Annotated in this window: 4 protein-coding genes and 1 pseudogene; 3 read left to right on the forward strand and 2 right to left on the reverse strand. The window is 61.9% G+C overall.

All coding sequences use genetic code 11. The features are described from left to right. Together ACEW8G_RS15975 and ACEW8G_RS15980 are read left to right on the forward strand one after the other, a co-directional pair. Positions 1-976: acetyl-CoA carboxylase biotin carboxylase subunit (locus ACEW8G_RS15975; protein ID WP_373489386.1), on the forward strand; the 976-nt coding region annotated here is incomplete at its 5' end. 89 nt (positions 977-1,065) lie between these two features. Further along, positions 1,066-1,371, forward strand: coding sequence for a hypothetical protein (locus tag ACEW8G_RS15980; RefSeq protein WP_373489387.1), 306 nt, complete (start codon positions 1,066-1,068; stop codon positions 1,369-1,371). A 21-nt stretch (positions 1,372-1,392) separates the two neighbouring features. On the opposite strand, the gene ACEW8G_RS15985 is transcribed toward ACEW8G_RS15980, so the two are convergent. Continuing rightward, positions 1,393-2,592 (reverse strand): dipeptidase, encoded by a 1,200-nt coding sequence (locus ACEW8G_RS15985; RefSeq protein ID WP_373489388.1) that lies wholly within the window; start codon positions 2,590-2,592, stop codon positions 1,393-1,395. Positions 2,593-2,658: 66 nt separating this feature from the next. Next, complete coding sequence (locus tag ACEW8G_RS15990; protein ID WP_373489389.1) at positions 2,659-3,324, reverse strand: MOSC domain-containing protein; 666 nt, start codon at positions 3,322-3,324, stop codon at positions 2,659-2,661. A gap of 263 nt (positions 3,325-3,587) precedes the next feature. On the opposite strand from ACEW8G_RS15990, the pseudogene ACEW8G_RS15995 reads away from it, so the two are divergent. Next, positions 3,588-4,043, forward strand: a pseudogene (locus ACEW8G_RS15995) (hypothetical protein); the annotation flags it as partial.

Raw genomic sequence — 4,043 nt, forward strand, 5'->3', positions numbered from 1 at the left:
CGGCATGCCGCTGGTTCCCGGATCGGACGGCGCGATCAAGGACGTCAGCGAGGCCAAGATCATCGCCTCCAGCATCGGCTATCCAGTGCTGATCAAGGCCGCATCGGGCGGCGGCGGGCGCGGCATGAAGGTCGTGCCATCCGAAGACCAGCTTGAAAGCCTGATGCAGCAGGCGGGCAACGAGGCCAAATCGGCCTTTGGCGACGACACTGTCTATATGGAAAAATATCTGGGCAATCCCCGCCATATCGAATTCCAGATTTTCGGTGACGGCAATGGCAACGCCATCCACCTGGGCGAACGCGACTGTTCGCTGCAGCGACGTCACCAGAAGGTGCTCGAGGAAGCCCCTTCGCCCGTGATCACCCCAGAGGTGCGTAACCGCATGGGCGGCGTGGTTTGCAAGGCGATGGCCGATATGGGCTATCGCGGCGCGGGCACCATCGAGTTTTTGTGGGAAAACGGCGAGTTCTATTTCATCGAAATGAACACCCGGCTGCAGGTCGAACATCCCGTGACCGAGGCGATCACCGGGGTCGATCTGGTGCGCGAACAGATCCGCATTGCCGAAGGCCATCCGCTGTCGGTCAAACAGGAAGATGTCGAGTTTCGCGGCCATGCCATCGAATGCCGCATCAATGCCGAAGACCCGCGCACCTTTGCGCCCTCGCCGGGGCTGGTGAACTATTTCCATGCGCCGGGTGGCATGCACGTCCGCGTCGATTCGGGGCTGTATGCGGGCTATCGCATCCCGCCCTATTACGACAGCATGATCGCCAAGCTGATCGTCTACGGCCGCACCCGGCAGGGATGCATCATGCGCCTGCGCCGCGCGCTTGAGGAATTCGTGATCGATGGGGTCAAAACAACGATTCCGCTGCATCAGGCGCTGCTGAACGAGCCCGATTTCCAGTCGGGAGACTATACCATCAAATGGCTGGAAGAGTGGCTTGCGCGGCTGGAGGCCGAGGGCTGACGATCTGGCATGTGTGTCGATACGTGACAAAATGCTGCACTGCACAATATTAAGTTGCACACATCTGGTCTCTTGCCCATATTATCAATATGGACGACCACCGAACTGTGCTTGAGGCGATCGCGCTGCGCAAATGCATCCTGGCAACCTATAACCGGATGCGGGTTCGGCTGGCGCCGCACATCCTATATACCAAGCACGATCAGCTCTATGTCGATGCGGTGACGCTGGAGCGCGAGGGAAAACCGCCGCGCGAGATCAAGGTGGGTGCGTTCAAGCTCGACGGCCTGACCGAGATGGCGCTGGTCAATGCCACCTTCGATCCCCTGCCGGTGTTCAATCCGCAGGAAGAAAAGTACAGCGGCAGCACGCTGTTCATGGTCGAAATGGCCTGACGCCGCGCAACCGGCTCCGCTTCACTGGCCCGCAACCCGCTCCGCCTCGGCCAGCACGCGCAGCACATTGCCGCTCCAGATCTTCTCGATATCCGCCCGGCTGAGGCCGCGCGCCAGCAACGCCTGCGTGATTTTCGGGATATCGTTGACCTCGTTCATGCCGATGACTCCGCCGCCGCCATCCCAGTCTGCGCCGATGCCGACGTGATCGACCCCCATCAGATCAATGCAATAAAACACCGATTCCATATAGCGGTCAAAATCGGTCGCAGATCTAGGATTGCGCGCGGTTAGTTCGGCATAGCGTTCGAGCAGCGCGGCTTGCTGATCGGCGGGCAGCGTATCGATATTGCGCATCTCCTGTCGCAGCGCGTCAACCTCAGGGCGCGGAATGCTGGGACTCAGGAACAGCGTGTTCATCTGGATGACGCCGCCTTTAGCAGCCAGCGCCTTGAGCCGGCCATCATCGAGGTTGCGCGGATGATCGAACAGCGCCTTGGGCCCCGAGTGCGAGAGGATGAGCGGCGCGCGCGACAACCCCAGCATATCGTCAAACGCCTTGTCAGAAGCATGGCTGGCGTCGATCACGATCCCCAGCCGGTTCGATTCGCGCACCCAAGCCTTGCCCAGATCGCTCAACCCGCCGTGGATCGCCTCACCATTGGTCGAATCAGCGAGCAGGTTCGATCCGTTGTGCACCGGGCTGGCCATGCGCAGCCCGAGCTGGCGAAACGCCCACAGGTTGGCGATGTCCGAGCCCAGCGGAGAGCTGTTTTCCATCGACAGATAGACCACCCGCTTGCCGCTGGCAGCGATTCGCGGCGCATCGGCGGCGGTCAGCGCCATCTCGAAGTGCTCTGGATTATCGGCGACAAACGCGTGAATCTGGTGGAGCCGCTTGAGCGCATGGGCGAGCGCGCGCGCGTTTCCGGCAACGTCGGTCGGCCCCTGCGCGGTGTAGATGACCCAGAATCCGCCATCGAGCCCGCCTTCAATCATGCGCGGTAGATCGACCTGCGTGGTATCGCGCGTCACGTCGTGCCGGTCGGTGATGGTCCATCCGGCGCGATCAAAATTGGCAGGGGTATCGAGGTGCGTGTCAAGCGTCAGGATCGATTCGTGCAGCGCGCGCGCTTCAGGTGTCACCGCGTTCTGCGCCTGAACCGGCCCCGCCAGCGCGGCCAGCACCAAGGCTATCGCGGCTGTAATTCCATTATGCATATCGACCCCTTTGTCTTGCGCCCCATGGGTTATGGGTGCGCCCTTTGTCGTGTCTCGTCGTCGCGTTCAATCCACCAGCGCTGCTGCCCGCCTGCGCCAGTTTTCGGACAGTTGCGGCAGAGCGGCCAGCGCCCGCACCGCCTCTGGCTCGGCCTTGTGCTGGCCGCCGATCAGCAGCCTGAACACCCGGTCGACCGTCCATTCGTGTGGCCCAGCCTCGACCAGCCGCATGATATCGCCGGTCTGCACCAAACCTGTTTCGACCACCCGGAAGTAGACGCCGCAGCGCCCTGTGCGGACGATCTCCGCCATCACGCTCTGCTTGCCGCTGACGCCGAAACGATGATCGAGCTTCCAGCACGGCTGGCGCGCCTGCGACACCTCAACCAGCGCTGCGCCGAGCTGAAACCGGTCACCGATGCGCATGTCGCTTTCCACCATCCCGCGCGTCGCGATGTTCTCGCCAAAAGCGCCCGGCTTGTGGAGCAGCTTGTGTCCATCCAGCCGCTGCTGCCAGTGGCCATAATGATCATATGGGTAATGATGCACCGCCTTGTCCGGTCCGCCGTGGTGCACCGTGTCGGCAACCGCGTCGCCATCAAAGCCCAGCAGGCCAAGCTGCACCGGGCCAGTCATCGGCCGACGCGCCATCGCGCTCATCGTGCCGTCTTCACGAAACGGCTTCGGCTTGCCGGTAAGCAGCGCCATGATGCGGACCGCGTGCGTGTTCATCGGCCACCAGAGTTAAAGCGCTGCGCGATGCTGCGCAATGCAAAAGCGGAAACGGGCCTGCGACGCGTTGACAAAGCTGAACCAACCGGACGCCTGCGGTTAAGCTCCCGGTCAGGCGAGCAGGATTAAGACATTTTCAACTTCAACGTCCTGTGCCCCCGTGATGCCGACACGATTGCTCAGGCCATTTTCGAAAGTCGACTATGGTCATGCATTCTGAACAATCCATGCAATCCGCTTATCTTCGTCCTCTTGGCCGATATTTGAGCGGTTCGTTTTTCCGCTTTCCTCTGGCGATCAGCGGCGTGGCGCTTATTGCGCTGGCGTTCCCGCTGGCACAGGCAGACGCTTCTGTCCTGGCTGTTCCTGACATCGTTCAGCAGGCCGATGTTGAAACGCTAGGCGTACCGCCTGAAGCAATGCAGCGCGGCGAAGGACGGCGTGGCGGTGAAGGTCGCGGCATGCGCGGCGGCGGCAACCGGGGCGGTGGTGGTGACCAGTTTCGTGGCCAGAACCGCAACAATATCGGTACGGCCCGTATCGAGCGACGTCAGGATTTCAGGCAGGAGCGACGTGCGGACCGGCAGGACTTCCGTCAGGATCGCCGGGCTGACCGGCAGGACTTCCGGCAGGATCGTCGTGGGGACCGTCAGGACTTTCGCCAGGGCGATGTGACCCGGCCCGAGTTTCGTGCCGAACGTCGCAATGACCGGCAGGAC

Source organism: Blastomonas sp., from assembly GCF_041747255.1.
Classification (GTDB): Bacteria; Pseudomonadota; Alphaproteobacteria; order Sphingomonadales; family Sphingomonadaceae; genus Blastomonas.